The organism is Rhizobium sp. YAF28 (genome assembly GCF_052113285.1).
Taxonomy (GTDB): Bacteria; Pseudomonadota; Alphaproteobacteria; order Rhizobiales; family Rhizobiaceae; genus Rhizobium.
In genome coordinates this window covers 176,296-191,923 of record NZ_JBFRCX010000012.1, presented here as the reverse complement: position 1 = coordinate 191,923, position 15,628 = coordinate 176,296, and the positions used below count along the sequence as shown (strand labels likewise).

The 15,628-nt window shown below is 60.4% G+C and carries 15 protein-coding genes; 12 read left to right on the top strand and 3 right to left on the bottom strand.

Going from position 1 to position 15,628, the window contains the following annotated elements:
- Window positions 1–77 precede the first annotated feature (77 nt).
- From AB4Z13_RS25860 to AB4Z13_RS25830, 7 genes are read left to right on the top strand one after another with little or no spacing between them, the layout of a single operon-like run.
- Window positions 78–1,109 carry a LacI family DNA-binding transcriptional regulator gene (locus AB4Z13_RS25860; protein ID WP_113324587.1) on the top strand — a complete coding sequence of 344 codons (1,032 nt, stop codon included), beginning with the start codon at window positions 78–80 and terminating at the stop codon, window positions 1,107–1,109.
- A 28-nt stretch (window positions 1,110–1,137) separates the two neighbouring features.
- Window positions 1,138–2,739: an FAD-dependent oxidoreductase gene (locus tag AB4Z13_RS25855; protein ID WP_113324613.1), complete on the top strand. Its 1,602-nt coding sequence runs from the start codon at window positions 1,138–1,140 to the stop codon at window positions 2,737–2,739.
- Window positions 2,740–2,779: 40 nt separating this feature from the next.
- A complete protein-coding gene (locus AB4Z13_RS25850) occupies window positions 2,780–4,051 on the top strand; it encodes an ABC transporter substrate-binding protein (protein WP_113324586.1) in 1,272 nt (423 codons plus the stop codon).
- 11 nt (window positions 4,052–4,062) lie between these two features.
- The gene (locus tag AB4Z13_RS25845) at window positions 4,063–4,995 is read left to right on the top strand and encodes a carbohydrate ABC transporter permease (RefSeq protein WP_113324585.1); all 933 of its coding nucleotides are present in this window, start codon (window positions 4,063–4,065) and stop codon (window positions 4,993–4,995) included.
- Window positions 4,985–5,827 carry a carbohydrate ABC transporter permease gene (locus tag AB4Z13_RS25840; protein ID WP_113324584.1) on the top strand — a complete coding sequence of 281 codons (843 nt, stop codon included), beginning with the start codon at window positions 4,985–4,987 and terminating at the stop codon, window positions 5,825–5,827. Before AB4Z13_RS25845 ends, AB4Z13_RS25840 begins: the two co-directional genes overlap by 11 nt.
- A gap of 17 nt (window positions 5,828–5,844) precedes the next feature.
- The gene (locus AB4Z13_RS25835) at window positions 5,845–6,897 is read left to right on the top strand and encodes a sn-glycerol-3-phosphate ABC transporter ATP-binding protein UgpC (protein WP_113324583.1); all 1,053 of its coding nucleotides are present in this window, start codon (window positions 5,845–5,847) and stop codon (window positions 6,895–6,897) included.
- Window positions 6,898–6,907: 10 nt separating this feature from the next.
- On the top strand, window positions 6,908–7,600 hold the full coding sequence (locus AB4Z13_RS25830; protein ID WP_442207152.1) for a hypothetical protein: 693 nt from the start codon (window positions 6,908–6,910) through the stop codon (window positions 7,598–7,600).
- 23 nt (window positions 7,601–7,623) lie between these two features.
- Here the strand turns inward: AB4Z13_RS25830 and kdgD are convergent, their stop codons facing one another.
- From kdgD to AB4Z13_RS25815, 3 genes are all read right to left on the bottom strand, one after another.
- Complete coding sequence (gene kdgD, locus AB4Z13_RS25825) at window positions 7,624–8,547, bottom strand: 5-dehydro-4-deoxyglucarate dehydratase (RefSeq protein WP_113324612.1); 924 nt, start codon at window positions 8,545–8,547, stop codon at window positions 7,624–7,626.
- 44 nt (window positions 8,548–8,591) lie between these two features.
- Window positions 8,592–9,572 (bottom strand): mannonate dehydratase, encoded by a 981-nt coding sequence (locus AB4Z13_RS25820; RefSeq protein ID WP_442207151.1) that lies wholly within the window; start codon window positions 9,570–9,572, stop codon window positions 8,592–8,594.
- Window positions 9,573–9,638: 66 nt separating this feature from the next.
- Window positions 9,639–10,349, bottom strand: a complete 711-nt coding sequence (locus AB4Z13_RS25815) for a FadR/GntR family transcriptional regulator (RefSeq protein WP_442207168.1) — start codon at window positions 10,347–10,349, stop codon at window positions 9,639–9,641.
- A gap of 121 nt (window positions 10,350–10,470) precedes the next feature.
- Between AB4Z13_RS25815 and AB4Z13_RS25810 the strand changes: the two genes are divergently transcribed.
- From AB4Z13_RS25810 to AB4Z13_RS25790, 5 genes are read left to right on the top strand one after another with little or no spacing between them, the layout of a single operon-like run.
- A complete protein-coding gene (locus tag AB4Z13_RS25810; protein WP_442207150.1) occupies window positions 10,471–12,066 on the top strand; it encodes an ABC transporter substrate-binding protein in 1,596 nt (531 codons plus the stop codon).
- Between the two features lie 15 nt (window positions 12,067–12,081).
- A complete protein-coding gene (locus tag AB4Z13_RS25805; protein WP_113324578.1) occupies window positions 12,082–13,110 on the top strand; it encodes an ABC transporter permease in 1,029 nt (342 codons plus the stop codon).
- Window positions 13,107–14,009: an ABC transporter permease gene (locus AB4Z13_RS25800; protein ID WP_442207149.1), complete on the top strand. Its 903-nt coding sequence runs from the start codon at window positions 13,107–13,109 to the stop codon at window positions 14,007–14,009. Before AB4Z13_RS25805 ends, AB4Z13_RS25800 begins: the two co-directional genes overlap by 4 nt.
- Window positions 13,996–14,838: an ABC transporter ATP-binding protein gene (locus AB4Z13_RS25795; protein ID WP_439017515.1), complete on the top strand. Its 843-nt coding sequence runs from the start codon at window positions 13,996–13,998 to the stop codon at window positions 14,836–14,838. Before AB4Z13_RS25800 ends, AB4Z13_RS25795 begins: the two co-directional genes overlap by 14 nt.
- Entirely contained in the window at window positions 14,838–15,575 is a 738-nt protein-coding gene (locus AB4Z13_RS25790) for an ABC transporter ATP-binding protein (protein ID WP_439018850.1), read from the top strand. The genes AB4Z13_RS25795 and AB4Z13_RS25790 overlap by 1 nt, the downstream gene beginning before the upstream one ends.
- Window positions 15,576–15,628: the final 53 nt, after the last annotated feature.

Below are 15,628 nucleotides of genomic sequence, written 5' to 3'. Positions count from 1 at the left end.
CAACTCGGAAAATCCCGTTTATACGTATTAGCTGCTAATACGCATTAGCAGTCAAGAGGAGATCCGGAGGATGCGACGTGGCAGGCACTAAGCGCTTGACTCAGCACGATATTGCCAAACTGGCCGGCGTCAGTCAGGCGACCGTCTCGCTTGTGCTGAATGGTGCACCGACGGCCTTGGCGCGTATTCCCCAGGAAACCCGCGAGCGCGTCCAGCAGGTCATCCGCACGACGGGGTATGTGGCCGATCCGATCGCCCGGCGGATGGCCAAGGGTCTCAACCGCATTCTCGGCGTCTTCACCTACGAGCCGGCTTTTCCGAGCGAGCAGGCGGATTTCTTTGCGCCGTTCCTGCTCGGCATCGAGGAGGAAGCGCAGGCGCAGAATTATGACCTCTTGCTTCTGACCGGCGCCGGCGTCGGCCGGGAGCGGAAGATTTTTGCCGACGGCAACCGGCTGCGGATCGCCGATGGCTGCCTCGTCCTTGGTCGCGAATTCGATCGGGCAGAGCTCAAGCGGCTGGTTACCGGCGATTATCCCTTCGTGGCGATCGGCCGACGTGAGGACGCCGGCGGACCCGTTCCCTACGTCGGCGGTGATTACGCGAATGGCACGCGGGCGCTGGTCGAAAAGGCGCGCGCACTCGGTCATGATCGGCTGGCCTTCATCGGCCCAAGCGGATCGGCTGAATCCATCGTTGACCGCTGGCGCGGATTTTCAGGCGCGATCACCGGAAGTGCCGAACTGGTTTTGCATGTGGACGAGGTCGGCCGGAGCGCCGTCGATACGCTCGATGCGATTGTCAGAAGCGGCGCGAGCGCGGTCTTCTTCGTCGAACTGGCCGACGCGGTGCGTGTTGAAGCGGCGGCGCGCGAGCGCGGCCTGTCCATTCCGAACGACTTTTCGGCCGTGGTGCTCGGAAGCCACGTACGGGCCGAGCGCAGCCATGTGCAGTTCACCTCCTTCAACATTCCTCGCGAGGAGATGGGGCGGCAGGCGACCGCAATGCTCGTGCGCCGCATCGAGGATGCCGCGCCCGTCGAACAAATTCTTCTGACCTGCGAACCGGTCGAGGGTCAAACCCTCGGACCAGCAAAGAAACGGACCTGAGAACGTGACAGACATGGCGGCAAAAGAGATGCGAGCGGATATTCTGGTGGTGGGCGGCGGCCTCGGCGGCGTCGCGGCAGCGCTTGGCGCCTGCCGGGCCGGCAAGAGCGTCATCATGACCGAGGAATTCGAATGGATCGGCGGCCAGTCGACCAGCCAGGGTGTGCCATCCGACGAACATAGCTGGGTCGAACAGTTCGGCATCACGCGCTCCTATCGCAGGCTGCGCAACGGCGTGCGGCAATATTATCGCGACAACTATCCGCTGACCGAGGGCGCCCGCACCTGGGGCGATCTCAATCCCGGCGGCGGCTGGGTGAGCCGCATCTGCGCCGAGCCGCGCGTCAGCCTGGCGGTCATGGAAGCGATGCTGATGCCGTATCGAGGCGCCGGCCGTCTGAGGGTGTTGCAGCCCTATCGTCCCGTCGCTGCTGATGTCGAAGGCGACACCGTGCGCTCCGTCACCGTCCGCCATCGCGACACGAACCGTGAGGTCGTCATCTCGGCCGACTATATCCTTGACGCTACCGAGCTCGGCGACCTTCTGCCGATGACCGGCACGGAGTATGTCAAAGGCTTCGAGGCACAGTCCGATACCGGCGAACCGAGCGCACCGTCCGAAGCGCAGCCCGACAATGTCCAGGCAGTCTCGATCTGCTTTGCGGTCGATTGCGTCGATGGCGATCAGACGATCGACAAGCCTGACAATTACGACTACTGGCGCAAATACCAGCCGCATTTCTGGGGCGGCCCACTGCTCGGCTTCACCGCGCCCCACCCGCGCACGCTGGAATCCACCACGCGCAGCTTCACGCCCAATGTCGACGACAACCCGCTGCTCGTCGATGCCGATCAGCGCAAGGGTGGCGGTGACGAGAATCTCTGGCTCTTCCGCCGCATTGCGGCACGGCGCAATTTTGAGCCCGGCTTCTACCAGTCGGACATTTGCTTCGTAAACTGGCCGATGATCGACTACATGGACGGAACGATTATCGACGTGTCCGAGGAGGACAAGGCCCGACATCTGAAGGCGGCCGCCGATCTTTCCTATTCGGTCTTTTACTGGCTGCAGACCGAGGCGCCACGCATCGATGGCGGCCAGGGTTACCGGGGCTTGAGGCTTCGCGGCGACATCACCGGCACCGAGCACGGCCTCGCCATGGCGCCCTATATCCGTGAAGGCCGCCGCATCAAGCCAGTCACCCGCATTACCGAGCAGGATCTCTCCTATGCGGTGCGCGGCGACAAGGGCGCGATGAGCTATCGCGACAGCATCGGCATCGGCATGTACCGCATCGACCTTCATCCCTCGACCGGTGGCGACAACTATATCGACGTGCCGTCCTGCCCCTTCGAGATTCCGCTCGGCGCGCTGCTGCCGCAGCGCATGACGAACCTCATTGCCGCGGGCAAGAATATCGGCACCACCCATATCACCAATGGCTGCTACCGCCTGCACCCGGTCGAATGGAATATCGGCGAAGCGGCCGGCATGCTTGCGGCCCACTGCCTCGACAAGGGGCTGAAGCCTCACCAGGTCCAGGAAAACGACGCGCATCTCCACGACTTCCAGCAGGAACTCGTCCGGGAGGGCATCGAAATCCGCTGGCCGGTCATCGGGGCCTACTAAGCAGCCATCTCAGCAACCCATCTTTGGAGGAGGAACGGGAATGAACAAGAACAGGACACTGAAAACGGCAATTGCGGCGCTTGCCGTTGCCGTGCCGCTCGCCTGGAGCGGCATCGCCAAGGCTGAGGACGCGATCAAGCTGCGCATGACCATCTGGAGTGCGGCAGAAGCGCATCTGAAGCTGTTCAATGAGATCGCTGCCGGCTTCAAGAAGGACCACCCCAACGTCACCGTGACCTTCGAGTCGCTGCCGTTCGACACCTATACGACGGCGCTGACCACCCAGATTGCCGGCGGCAATGCGCCTGATATGGCCTGGATCTTCGAGACAGCTGCCTATGACTTCGTCAATTCCGGCGCGCTCTATCCGCTCACCGATACGCTGAAGGCGACGCCAGGCTACAATCTCGACGAGGTGAGCGCGACTGCCACGGAGCGCTGGCAAAAGGACGGCACGCTCTATGCCTATCCTTTCTCCACTTCACCCTTTGCGGTGTTCGTCAACAACGACCTGATCAAGGCGGCAGGGGCAAAGACACCTGCCGAGTTGATCGCGGCTGGCGAATGGACCTGGGACAATGCCATTGCGACCGCTTCGGCCGTTGGCGAGAACGGCAAGGGTGGCCTGATCGTGCGCGATTTCAACTACCAGATCTGGCAGAACCTTGCTTCGATCTGGAACGGCTTTGGTGCGGCCCCCTGGAGCGCCGATGGCAAGACCTGCACAATGACCGAGAAGCCGATGGTCGATGCGCTCACCTTCGTCCATGACGCGATCTTCAAGAAGAAGGCGATCCCCGGTCCCGGTGAAAATGTCGATTTCTTCGCCGGCAATGCGGCGATGACCATCACTCAGATCAGCCGCGCCTCGCTGCTGCCGAAGGATAAGCCCTTCTCCTGGGATCTCGTGCCGCTGCCGAAGGGACCGGCAGGAGATTACGCGCTGATCGGCCAGGCCGGCATCGGCGTCATGCAGTCGGGCAAGAACGCCAAGACAGCCGCTGAATTCATCGCCTATATGACGAACGCGGAAAACTCGGCCAAGCTCAGCCAGTTCTTCCCCTCGGCCCGCAAGTCGCTACTCAACGCCGAGGTGCTGAAGAAGACCAATCCGCTGCTCAGCCAGGAACAGATCGACAAGGTCGTCATCGCGGGCATCGCGACCGGCAAGGTCATTCCCGGCCATACCGGCTTTGCCCAGATCCAGCAGACAGTTCGCTCCGGCCTCGATGCCGTCTGGCGTCCGGATGCGGATGTCGCCGGCACGCTCCAGACGATCTGCGGCCAGATCGGCCCGCTGCTCAAGCGCTGAGGAGATAAGAGATGGCTGTCACGCAGGATAACGCAATACCGGAAGGCCGCTCCTCGTCGCCGTTCTGGACGGTTGCGCGGCGCGACAGCCTTGCCGGCTTTCTGTTCATTGCCCCGCAGTTGATCGGCATCATCGTCTTCGTGCTGATCCCGCTCGGTCTGGTCTTCTGGTATTCGCTGCACGAATGGAACGTGCTTGCCAATACCTTCACCTATACGGGTACGCAGAACTACCAGATGCTGATTGAGGATCCGAACCTGCTGCAGGTGCTCGGTTCGACCGCCATCTTCTCCGCCGGGCTTGTGGTTCTCAACCTGTCGTTGGCCTTGCTGCTGGCGGTGCTGTTGAACCAGAAGCTCGCGGGCATCACGATCTTCCGGACGTTGTTCTTTTCGCCTGTTGTCGTGTCGCTGGTGGCCTGGACGATCGTCTGGGGGTTTCTGTTGCAGAAGAACGGCGGCATCAACGGCATGCTGCTGCTGTTTGGCATCGAGGGTCCGAATTGGCTGCGGGGCGAAACCTCCGCGATGATCTCGGTCATCGTCGTGCAGGTGTTCAAGAATGTCGGCCTCAATATGATCCTGTTTCTTGCAGCCCTTCAGGGCGTGCCGAACGAGCTCTATGAGGCGGCCCGCATCGATGGCGCCCCGCGCTTCAAGCAGTTTCGCCGCATTACCCTGCCGCTGATCAGCCCGACTATCCTTCTGACTTCGATTATCACCATCGTCGGATCTCTGCAGGTCTTCGCGCAGATCGCTGTGCTGACGCAGGGTGGTCCAGGTCTCTCGACGACGGTGCTCGTCTATTACCTCTACCAGCAAGCCTTCCAGTTTCACTTCTTCGGCTACGGTTCGACGCTTTCGATCCTGCTCTTCCTGATCGTGGCCATTCTGACATTCGCCCAGTGGCAATTGCGCAAGAGGATCGTATTCTATGAAAGCTGAGATCTCGCCGCGGATGAGGGTTATTCTCTACGGGCTGATGTGCGTGCTGCTCATCCCCTTCGTCTTCCCGACCTGGTGGATGGTGACGTCTTCGGTGAAGCCGATCAGCGATATCTTCGCCTTTCCACCGCAACTTTTCCCGCAGAGCTATGACTGGACGACCTATGGCAAGGTCTTCGAGCTGCAGCCTTTCGTCAAGCAATACTGGAATTCGGCCTATATCGCCGCCCTGGTGACGATCGGCACGATGATCGTTTCGTCGATGGCCGGCTACGCTTTCGCACGCATCAGGTTTCCCTTCGCCAACACGATCTTCATGGTCGTGCTGCTCGGCCTTTTGATCCCGTCGGAAGTCACGATCGTGCCGCTCTTCCAGATGTTTTTGAAGGCGGGCATGGTCAACACTCATTGGCCGCTGATCCTCGTGCCGATCTTCGGTGCGCCGAGTGTTTTCGCCACCTTCGTCATGCGGCAGTTTTTCGTGACGTTGCCGGTCGAGTTGGAAGAGGCAGCGCGCGTCGATGGCCTCGGACGTTTCAAGATCTTCCGCAAGATCGCGCTGCCACTTGCCAGGCCGGCACTGGCCTCCGTTGCGATCTTCACCTTCCTGCATTCCTGGAATCTCTATCTCGAACCGATCGTGTTCCTGTCGAGCGCGGAGAAGTTCACTTTGCCCCAGGCTCTCACCCAATATACCGACGCCTATGGCGGGCCGATGTGGAATATCCAGCTCGCCGCGGCAACACTCACAGCGTTGCCTGTTCTCGTCGTCTTCATCATCGCGCAGAAGCAATTCGTCGAAGGGCTCGCGCATACCGGCCTCAAGGGCTGAAGAACCGGATTTTCCTCATGGCTGACGTTACCCTTTCCCATGTCCGCAAGAGTTATGGTGCACTCGACATCATTCATGGCGCCGACCTTGGCATCCGCGACGGCGAATTCGTCGTGCTGGTCGGGCCTTCGGGCTGCGGCAAGTCCACATTGCTCAGGATGATCGCCGGGCTTGAGACGATTACCGGCGGAGATATCAGGATCGGCGGGCGGGTGGTCAACGATCTAGACCCAAAGGATCGCGACATCGCCATGGTCTTCCAGAACTACGCGCTCTATCCGCATATGACGGTCGCGACCAATATGGGCTTCTCACTGGAGCATCGCGGTACCAGCAAGTCGGAGATCGCGAAGCGGGTGAAATGGGCGGCCGATATTCTCGGCCTGTCTCAGCTTCTCGATCGCTATCCGCGCCAGCTCTCCGGCGGTCAGCGCCAACGCGTCGCCATGGGCCGAGCGATCGTTCGCAATCCGCAAGTTTTTCTGTTCGACGAACCTTTGTCGAACCTCGACGCCAAACTGCGCGTTGTCATGCGTGGCGAAATCAAGAGCCTGCACCAGAGGCTCAAGACCACGACCATCTATGTCACCCATGACCAGGTGGAAGCCATGACCATGGCCGACAAGATCGTCGTGCTGAACGCTGGCAGAGTGGAACAGATTGGCGCGCCGCTTGACCTCTACGACCGCCCGGCCAACCAGTTCGTGGCCGGTTTCATCGGATCGCCATCCATGAATTTCCTGAACGGCACAATCACCGACAAGGGCTTCGCGGCACCCGGCATTGTCTTGCCACTGCCACAGACTGCACCTGAATTGAGCGACCGCGAGGCTGTTTACGGCATCCGGCCCGAACATTTCTCGCTCGACGACGCTGGCGTGCCGGCCGAGATTGTCCTGGTCGAGCCGATGGGTTCGGAAACCCAGGTGACGATGAAGCTCGGCGAGACGCAGGTTACCGGCGTCTTTCGTGAGCGCGTATCGATGTCTGCGGGCGTGAGGATCCGCGTCCGACCGGAGCTCTCCAGTATCCACCTCTTCGCCGCCGATGGTGGCCAGCGTCTGAACTGAGGCCGTTCCCATGCCTTCCTATCCGGAAACCAGGCTAACAAAAGCGCTGCGCGAGGGCGAATTCCCGATCATCGTCTCGCTCGCGCGTCACGATCTCGACCTCGCCAGGGCTGCTATCGACGCGGGTGCCTTTGCGATCAAGGTCCATCTCAACGCCTATCATCGCGCCACAGGCACCACCTTCGGCAGCTTTGCCGAAGAGCGACCGTTTTTCGAGGATCTTGCAACGCTCGGCGTGCCGCTTCTTGTCATGGCCGGGCAGGAAAGGGTTCCGAGCCCGCAAGAGATGGACGCGCTCGCCGATCTAGGTTTCGAGGGATTCAACATCTATGTCAGCGACATGCAGCAGCATCTGCTGCAATCGAAGCTACGGCCCATTCCTGCGCTTGGCGAGGCGAGTACCGACGAGGACCTGACGAAGATTCTCGACATTCCCGGTGCGATGATGGAAGCCTCGGTCGCTTCCTTTGCAGACTATGGAAAGCCGCTCGACGGGACCGATCTTGATCGCTACCGGACCATCGCGAGCAAGGCGGGTATTCCGGTCATCGCGCCAAGCCAGAAGAAGTTTGTGCCGGATGATATGCCGAAGCTGAGGGACGCGGGTATTGCGGCCCCTCTGCTTGGCGTTATCGTCACCGGCACGACGCCGGAGAGCATGAGAGCGGCGGTCACGCCGATCGTCGCCGCAACGCGACGATGAATCTCAGCGCCGATGGCGCGGTCTTACTCCGCGGCCAGCTTCGCCTGGCCGTTGGCCTCGACAATCGACTGCAGCACGGAAAGCTCCTCGGCTGTCAGATCCGTGAGCGGAGCGCGCACGGCGCCCGGATCGCGGCCGATGACTTTCAGCCCGGCCTTGATGATGGAGACTGCATAGCCCTTCTTGCGATTGCGTAGCGCAACGAAGGGGAAGAAGAAATCCTTCAAGATCTGGTCGACGGTCTTCTGGTCGCCTGCCCTGAGCGCCTTGTAGAACCGTTGCGAAAGAGCCGGCACAAAGTTGAAGACGGCCGAGGAGTATGTGGTAACGCCGGCGGCGAAATAGGCCTGAGCGTAGACTTCGTGGGTCGGCATGCCGCCGACATAGACAAGGCGGTCGCCAATCTTGGTCGTGATCTCGATGACCCGATCGACGTCGCCGACACCGTCCTTGAAGCCGACGAGATTGGGGCACTCATCGCAAAGCTGAGCGATGCTGTCGGCCGACAGGATCGCGTTGTCCCGGTTATAGACGATCACGCCGATCCCGACCGACTGGCAGACAGCCTTCACATGGGCGACAAGCCCGGCCTGCTCGGCAAACATCAGATAGGGCGGAAGAAGGAGCAGACCATCGGCATCGGCCTTTTCGGCAGCGCGCGCAATATCGATGGCAAGTGACGTGCCATAGCCAGTGCCGGAGATGATCGGCGTTTTGCCTGCGGCAGCCTTGGCGGCGCGAATGACGGCGGGGATTTCGGCCGGATTGAGGGAGAAGAATTCGCCCGTGCCGCCAGCGGCAAAAAGTGCGCTTGCATCAAAACCGGCCAGCCAGTTCACATGGTCGCGGTAGGCGGCTTCATTGAACTTGTTCTCGCTGTCGAAATGCGTCACCGGGAAGGAGAGGAGGCCGTCGCCCACGGCTTTCTTGATGGCGTTGGGATCCATGTTGAATTCCTTGAATAGTTGCTGATTGAAGGTGAGCGCCTCGCTCACATATGACCGGCTTCCATCGCCTCGAGCACCGCGGCTATGTAACCGTAGCAGAAGCTGAAGGCGACGCCCGTCGCGTCGCGGCCGCTGATGCGCGGCACATGGTCTGGCATGACCATATATTTGTAGCCGACCTCGCGGTAGACCTTCAGCGACCGCACCATGTCCATGTCGCCTTCATCGGGAAACGTTTCCATGAAGGAGAGTTTGCCGCCACTGATGTTGCGGAAGTGCAGATTGAAGATCTTTCCGCGCGTGCCGAACCAGCGGATGATGTCGTCGATCTCCTCGCGCGGATTGTCGAGCATCTCGCCGATCGAGCCCTGGCAGAAATTCAGGCCATGATAGGGGCTTTCGTGCATCTGCACGAATTTCTTCAGTCCATCCACAGTGCCAAGGACCCTGGTGACGCCGCGATAGCCCGGTGGCGTATAGGGATCGTGCGGATGGCAGGCAAGGCGCACCCTGTTGCTTTCGGCAACGGGAACCACGCGCTCGAGGAAGTAGTCGATGCGCTCCCAGTTCTCATCTTCTGAGAGGACGCCGGCAAGACCGGGCGCGGCCTGCTGATCGGCCCTTTCCCAGCGAAAGGCTTCGTTCAGAGAACCGCCGCGGCCTTTTTCGAGCTCCGTCCTGGGAATGCCGATGAGATTGAGATTGTATTTCGTGGCGGGGATCCCGGCCTTTGCGCAATTCTCGATCATCCGGCAGACGGCATCGATCTGCCGTTCGCGTTCCGGACCTCCGAGCATGATATCGGGATAGGACGCCTTTTCGATCGGCTTGGAGGGGAGGGGAAGCTGGATCATGTCCAGAACGAGGCCGAAGCTCTCTACATGATCACGATGACGCTCGAGGTTCTCCAGCGTCCAGCTCGACGGCGCACCGGGCGGGTCAGCGGAAATATGCTTTACGCCTAGCTGAGCAAAAACGCGAAAATCATCGTCGTCCCGCGCAGCGACCTGGGTTCCCAAATACACGATTAACCTCCCGATCATTCAAATCATGTCATATGACATAATATGAATTTCTGCGGTTGTCGAGCCTCATTGCTGCTCTGCAAGCATCCGGTATCGTCGCTGGCTCGCCATCATATGCGCGCGCATGGCCTGTCTCGCGCGGTCGGGATCCTGCTCGGCGATAGCCGCCAGGATCTCACCATGCTCTGCATGGACTTTTTCGAGATAGGCGCGGTCATTGGCCTCCGGCAAGGTCGGGAATTGGCCGCGCGGGATCGCGCGCGGTCCGAAATGACGCAGGGCATCGATGTAGAATCTGTTGTTAGAAGCATTGGCTATGGCGGTATGGAATTCATAATCGGCCTCGACTGTGGGGTCACCGCTCTCGATGAGTTGGGCCATTTTCCGGTTGGCAAGCCGAATTGCCGCCTCCTGTTCGGCTGTTCGGCGATAGGCGGCAATAGCGGCAGCTTCTCCTTCGACAGCCATGCGAAACTCCAGCAATTCCAGCGTTTCCGGAATGCTCTTGACTTCGACCGGCGTCAGGATCAGCCTGCCATGTGCCTTGGGATCGGAGACGAAGACACCCTTGCCTTGAACGGGACGGACGAATCCGGCCGCGCGCAGGTCGGCGATCGCCTCCCGCACGACCGTACGGCTGACCCCGAAGGCCGCCTCAAGCTGCGGTTCGGTTGGAAGCTGATCTCCCTCGCGAAGCTGTCCCGTTTCGATCTGCATGCGCAGCTGGTCGATGACCTGCTGCGCCAAACGCTGTCTGCCACGCGTGCCCGCCACCATTTCGTTGTTCCCCATTTTCTCGTCCTCGTCCGCATGGCACTTGCAAACTTCTTTGAAAAGTCATAATACGACATACGGACGACATATTATGTCTTGTATAGTAACTCAGGGAGGAGTTGCAATGAAGCATTTTTCTAGAAGCCTGTTTGTTGGCGTCGCATTCTGCGCGCTGACCTTGGCGGCGCCGGCACTTCGGGCGGCCACGCCTGCCGATCAGCTGGTCATCGGCACCTCGCTTGCCCAGGTTCTTTCGCTGGACCCGCAGCAGGCGACGGAGGCCAAGGCCAACGAAATCATGTCGAATCTCTACGACCGCTTGGTTGCCTCGACGCCTGACGGCAAGATCGTGCCGCAGCTTGCTGAAAGCTGGCAGGTCGATGACAAGGGGATCACGTTCAAACTGCGCGATGCGACCTTCGCCTCCGGAAATCCGGTGACGTCCAAGGACGTCGTCTATTCGCTCGGCCGTTTGCTGAAGCTCGATCAGGCCGCAGCCGCCAACCTCAAGCGCGTCGGCTATACGAAGGACAATGTCGATCAACTGGTCAAAGCCGTCGACGACAAGACGGTGCGCATCGATCTTTCGGGCGAGGTGACATCGGAGCTTCTGCTTTACCGTCTGGCCATGGTCATTGCGAGCGTCGTCGACAGCGTTGAAGTCCAGAAGCATGTCGCCAACGACGACTATGGCAACGCTTGGCTGAGAACCCATTCGGCCGGCTCCGGACCGTTTACGTTAAACCGCTGGGCGCCCAATGAACTTGTCATTCTCGACGCCAACAAGAATTATGTTGGGGGTGCTCCGAAGATGCGCCGCGTCATCGTCCGCCATGTTCCCGAAAGCCAGGTGGAGCGCCTGATGCTGGAGCGCGGCGATATCGACATAGCAAGCGCAATGACCGCGTCGGATCTCGCCACCTTCGACAACAAGAAGGGCTTCGAGATCCAGCGTGTGCCCACAGGCGGCTTCTACGTGCTGTCGATGAATGCCGGCAACAAATACCTGTCCAACCCGAAGGTGCGCGAAGCGATCGCCTACGGTATCGACTACAAGGGGATCGAGAAGACCATCATGGGTCCCTACGGGCGCGCGCGTACAGTGCCTGTTCCCGAAAACTTCGAATATGCAATCCCAAGCCCCGATTGGCACCTCGATGTCGCCAAGGCGAAGGCGCTTCTTGCCGAAGCTGGCTTCAAGGATGGCTTTTCGGTCAGTCTGAAAACCATCGCACAGACGCCCCGCATCGATCTTGCCACCGCAATCCAGGCTTCGCTCGCTCAGATCGGCATTAAGGTCGACATCCAGCAGGGCAACGGATCCGACATCATCGCAGCCCACCGTGCCCGGAATTTCGATCTCCTCATTCCGCAGACAGGCGCCTACATGCCGAATGTGCTCGGGGCGATGGAGCAGTTCGCCTCCAATCCCGACAATTCTCTCGAGGCAAACAATGCAGGTAACTTCGTCTGGCGCTCGGCATGGGACATTCCCGAACTGACGGCTCTGACGGCAAAAGCCTCGCTCGAGGCAGACCCGAAGAAACGCGGCGAACTCTACGTCGAGATGCAGAAGATGTTCGTGGATCAGAAGCCGGCCGTCCTGCCGATGTTCGAGCGCTTCGAGCCCATCGTGCTGAATGGTGACGTCCATGGCTATGTCGGCCATCCGAACCAGACGACGCGCCTTGAGGGCGTCACGAAAGCCGAGACCGATTAAGCAAGGTCGCCGATCATGAAGGAACTCTCCGTCAAGGAACTGGCGCTCCGGGTGGCACACCTCGCCGTCAGCCTGTTCATCCTGCTGTGCGTCACTTTCGTGATCGGCCGTATTCTTCCCGCTGATCCGGTCGGAGCGATCGTCGGCGAGCTAGCAGATCCAGCGGCCTATGCCGCCATGCGCCAGAAGCTCGGCCTTGACCTGCCGATCTACCAGCAGTTCCTGATCTACCTGAATGGTCTCGCGAATGGCGATTTCGGAACGGCGGTGCTGACAGGCAATCCGGTCTCTTCGGATCTTGCCCAGGCATTTCCCGCGACCTTCGAACTCGCCACCCTGGCGATCCTGATCTCGACCTTCGTCGGCGTCCCGCTTGGGCTGACGGCGGCGCTCTTTCGAGACACTTTTATCGACAAGATCGCCCGGATCGTGGCGCTTGTCGGTCATTCGATCCCGGTCTTCTGGTTCGGGATCGTCGGCCTGGTCATCTTCTACGCCGGACTGAACTGGGTTGGAGGCCCCGGCCGTGTCGATGTCTTCTACGAGGGCATGGTGACGCCGCAGACGGGGCTACTTCTCGTCGACAGCCTGCTGCAGGGAGAAACGGAGATCTTCTGGAACGCGGCTGGTCACATCATCCTGCCGGCTGTCATCCTGGCCTATGCCGCCATGGCCTATATCACCCGCATGACCCGCAGTTTCACGCTTGAGCAATTGAGCCAGGATTACGTGATTGCCGCGCGTGCAAAGGGTGTCGGCCCGGCACGCACCGTCATCGGTCACGTCCTGCCGAATATCGCCGTCCAGTTGATCACTATCCTGGCTATTTCCTACGGTGGCCTCCTGGAAGGCGCCGTCGTGACGGAGATCGTCTTTTCCTGGCCGGGTATCGGTCAATACATGACGAACGCACTGATGATCGGCGACATGAACGCCGTCGTTGCCGCCACCATCATCATCGGCTTCATCTTCATGTTCCTCAATTTCCTGGCGGACATCGCCTATGCGATATTCGATCCGCGGACTCGGGAGGCTGCTCAATGAGCGATGCAATCCAAACCGACCTCACTGTGCGCCCACCGAGCCTACCGGCACGGATCTCGGGCTCAACGATGCGGATCGTCTCAAGACTTGGGCAGGAACCGCTCGGCATGGCCGGCTTCGTCATTCTGGCGGTGCTCTGCGTCGTCGCGATCCTTGCGCCTTTGCTCGCGCCCTATGATCCCAACATCCAGGTCCTGTCCGACGCGCTGCAGCCGCCGAGCGCCGCGCATTGGGCAGGCACCGACGAGTTCGGCCGGGATATTCTGAGCCGTCTGATCTACGGGACGCGGATCACCGTCCAGACTGTCCTTTCGATCTCCCTTATCGTTGGCCCGATCGGTCTGCTGATCGGTGTTGTCGCCGGCTTCTTCGGAGGTCGAACGGACGCGCTCTTGATGCGGGCGACGGATGTCGTCCTGTCTTTTCCCTCGCTGATCCTGGCGCTGGCATTCGCCGCCGCACTCGGAGCAGGGCTGACGACGGCAATCATCGCCATTTCGCTCACGGCATGGCCGCCCATTGCGCGCCTGGCGCGCGCCGAAGCGCTGGTCGTCAGGAATGCCGACTATGTTGCCGCGGCCCGCCTTTATGGCGCCTCGCCCCTGCGCATCCTGTTCGTCTATATCGCTCCCATGTGCATTCCGTCGGTGATCGTACGCCTGACCCTGAATATGGCAGGCATCATTCTGACGGCTGCCTCGCTCGGCTTCCTCGGATTGGGCGCGCAGCCGCCGGCGCCCGAATGGGGCGCGATGATATCGAGCGGGCGCAAGTTCATGCTCGACTATTGGTGGGTTGCGGTTATGCCGGGTGTTGCCATTCTCGTCACCAGCCTCGCCTTCAATGTCGCAGGAGACGCGCTTCGCGACATTCTGGATCCCCGTCATGCAAGGTCCTGATATGAAGCCAGTCCTCTCCGTCGAAGACCTCAATGTCAGCTTCGGCAGGAACGCCGTGCCTGCCGTTTCCCATGTCAGCTTCGAAGTCGGGCGCGAGCGCGTCGGCATCGTCGGCGAGTCCGGCTCCGGGAAATCGACGACCGGTCGCGCAATCATGCGCCTTCTGTCGGCAGGCGCTACCGTCTCGGCAGGGCGTCTCGAACTTGACGGCAGTCCGCTTCTGTCTCTGTCCGAGAGGCAGATGGGAAAGATACGCGGTAAGGATATTGCGCTTATCATGCAGGACCCCCGCTATTCGCTCAATCCTGTGCTGACTGTCGGCAAGCAGATCGCCGAAGCGGCTCGCCTGCATCTCAACCTGCGTGGTGCAGCGGCGAGCGCTGCCGCCAAGGCAATGCTCGAGCGCGTTCGCATCAGGGACGCAGAGCGCGTGATGGCGCAGTATCCGCATCAGATATCCGGTGGCATGGGGCAGCGTGTCATGATTGCGATGATGTTGCTTGCCAAGCCGAAGCTCGTCATCGCCGACGAACCGACCTCGGCGCTCGATGTCAGCGTGCGCAAGGACGTGCTGACGCTGCTGGACGAACTCGTCCGGGAGAACGATTCCGGCCTGCTGCTGATCAGTCACGATATCCGGATGGTTTCCGCCTTCTGTGAGCGGATCATCGTCATGTATGCGGGGCGCATCGTCGAGACGCTGACACGGCTGGAAGATGCCAGCCACCCCTATACGAAGGGGTTGATCGCCGCGATGCCGGATCCGCGACATCCCGTCCGGCGGCTTGCGGTCCTCGACCGCTCGAAGATCGACCTGGAGAGAGCATGATGATCGAAGTCCGCGACCTCAACGTCACATTCTCGTCCGGCAAACAGCAAAATCATGTCGTCAAGGACATCAGCTTCAGCGTCGCTCGTGGGGAAACGCTGGGCATCGTCGGCGAATCCGGCTGTGGCAAATCCACTGTCTTGCGATGCCTGTCAGGCATGGAAAAAGGCTGGTCGGGCGAAATCACGCTCGCCGGTCGCACCGTCGGCAAGTCGAGAAGCCTCGACGACCTTAAATGCGCTCAAATGGTGTTCCAGGATCCTTACGGCTCGCTACATCCGCGCCACCGGATCGGCACGGCACTCGCGGAGCCTTTGCGGGCGATGGGCAAACAAGAAATCTGGCAAAGCGTCGAGCGTTCTCTGCGCCAGGTCGGTCTGCCGGCCGCATTTGCAAACCGGTTCCCTCACGAACTTTCCGGCGGCCAGCGCCAGCGTGTCGCAATCGCGCGGGCACTGATCCTCTCCCCGCCGATCCTGCTTCTCGACGAGCCGACTTCGGCGCTCGATGTCTCGATACAGGCGGAAATCCTGAATCTGCTGGCGGACCAACGCGACGAGATGGGGCTGACCTACGTGCTTGTCAGTCACGATCTGGCGGTAATCGCACATATGTGCGATCGCGTGCTGATCATGAAGGATGGCCGGTTCGTCGACGAGCTCTCGAAACGGGATCTGCAAGATGGAAAAACGCACAACGAATATGCGCGTGAGCTGTTCGAAGCGACTTTCATCTGACACTTTCTATGTTGCGGCGACGGACCATGGGCGCTGCGGCGCCTCGGCATGAT